Source organism: Caulobacter sp. GW821-FHT10C03 (assembly GCF_059415485.1).
Genome location: NZ_JBWKNI010000041.1, coordinates 1 through 1,843 on the forward strand (window position 1 = coordinate 1; position 1,843 = coordinate 1,843).

The window sequence follows — 1,843 nt, forward strand, 5'->3', positions numbered from 1 at the left end:
TGGGTGATCTCGGGGCGGAAGTAGCTGGCCGTGCCGGTCAGGAACATGGCGAACAGGATCCAGCCGGCCAGCAGGCCGAGCCACGCGTGGATCCAGGCCATGGACTGGCGCAGGGCTCGAGCCGGCGGGGCAGGGGCGGGGAAGGTCGACCGAACGTTCACGCTCGGGCTCCCAGCAGCAGCACCGCCGCGCCGGCGACCAGCGCCGAGCCCCAGATCGCGGCCGCCACGATGGCCAGTCGGCGCTCATGGAAGGCCCACAGGCCAAGACCTGCGAAGACCAGGAACGACAGGATCATGCCCCAGGCCGAGGCCTCGGCCGGAGCGATCGGCAGCAGGCGGGCCAGCAGCGAGGCCAGCGCCGCGGCGGCCGCATAGCCGCCGAACAGGGCGGTGAGGGTACGGGCGGTCATCCGCGCCACGCCGGGCCACGCGGCCGCCTGTTTCGCTGATCGATCGTTGTTCACGCACCCTCCGAAAGTTGGCTTGCGCCTAACAACTCGTTTCGATAGTTGCAACTCATTATCAATCTTATCGACAATCTTGACGAGGGTCTGCATGGTCATCCGTTCCAAAACCGCGCGTGGCGCGAACGCCAACGCCGGGGTCTTGCGAGGGCTGGCCGTGACCGTCGCCGCCGCGGCGGCGATGCAGGGGCTGGGCGCGACCGCCGCCTGGGCCGATGACGCCGATAACGACTCCAACACTGTCGAGCGGGTCGAGGTGACCGGCCTGAAGGCGCGCCGCGCGGCCGCCGGCACCAAGACCGAGACCGCCCTGATCGAGACTCCCCAGAGCATCACCGTCATCGACGGCGACGAGCTTTCGCGCCGCAATGTGCAGTCGATCAACCAGGCCCTGGGCTTCGTCGCGGGCGTTTCGCCCAACCAGCGCGGCGGCATGGTCACGCGCTATGATCAGCTGGTCGTGCGCGGCTTCGCGCCAGGCGTCTTCCTGGACGGCATGCGCCTGATCGCTGGCCCCTATTCGACGCCGCAGATCGACTTCAACCGCATCGACCATATCGACATCGTCAAGGGCCCGGCCTCGGTGCTCTACGGCAACTCCACGCCCGGCGGCCTCGTGAACCTGGCCAGCAAGTTGCCGGAAGAGGGCAGCTTCGGACGCATCGAAGGCCAGCTCGGCAACTTCGACACCCGCCGCGCGGCCGTCGACGTCAACGCCCCGCTCGACAGCCAGGGCAAGTGGCTGGGCCGCGTCCTGGCGGGCTGGCAGAAGGGCGACGGCATGACCGAGGGCACCTTCAGCGAGCGCTATCACGTCAGCCCGATGTTGACGTTCGAACCGACCGCCGACACCAGCCTGACCCTGGCGGCGGCCTACCAGCGCTCGCCCAGCGGCGGTGGCTATTCGGGCGTTCCGGCCTTCGGATCGGTGCTGCCCAACCCGTTCGGAAAACTGCCGCGCGATATCAACACCGGCGATCCGGGCTACGAGCGCTACGATCACAAGGCCGGGTCGGTGGCGGCCTTCTTCCGCCACGACTTCAACGAGCACCTGACCTTCCGGTCGAACGCCCGCTTCCAGAACAACAAGCTGTCCTACCGCCAGCTTTATGTCGGCGGCTTCGCCACCACGGGCGTTGGCGCGGCCCGCAACACCGACTATTCGACGATCATCCGGGGCGGTGGCGGCGCCGACGAGGACTTCGACACCCTGACGCTCGACAACCAGATCAGCGCCCGCTTCCAGACCGGCGCGGTCAAGCACCAGGTGCTGGCCGGCTTCGACTACCAGAAAATCACCGGCGAGAACTTCCAGCAGTTCAACACCGGCCAGACCAGCAATCCGCTGACAAGCATCCCCAACCTGTCGCTGTTCGC

Annotated in this window: 3 protein-coding genes; 1 reads left to right on the forward strand and 2 read right to left on the reverse strand. The window is 67.7% G+C overall.

Annotation, left to right across the window (positions count from 1 at the left end; all coding sequences use genetic code 11):
* The coding region (locus AC07NG_RS25650) for a PepSY domain-containing protein (protein ID WP_494597214.1) at window positions 1–101 on the reverse strand (101 nt) is incomplete at its 3' end.
* A 56-nt stretch (window positions 102–157) separates the two neighbouring features.
* Complete coding sequence (locus AC07NG_RS25655) at window positions 158–412, reverse strand: hypothetical protein (RefSeq protein WP_494597210.1); 255 nt, start codon at window positions 410–412, stop codon at window positions 158–160.
* A gap of 211 nt (window positions 413–623) precedes the next feature.
* Between AC07NG_RS25655 and AC07NG_RS25660 the strand changes: the two genes are divergently transcribed.
* On the forward strand, window positions 624–1,843 hold a 1,220-nt coding region (locus AC07NG_RS25660; RefSeq protein ID WP_494597212.1), incomplete at its 3' end, for a TonB-dependent siderophore receptor.

Bases quoted from the DNA above. Each gene is read 5' to 3' on its own strand.
- AC07NG_RS25655 (WP_494597210.1), bottom strand. From the start codon at position 412: ATGACCGCCCGTACCCTCACCGCCCTGTTCGGCGGCTATGCGGCCGCC.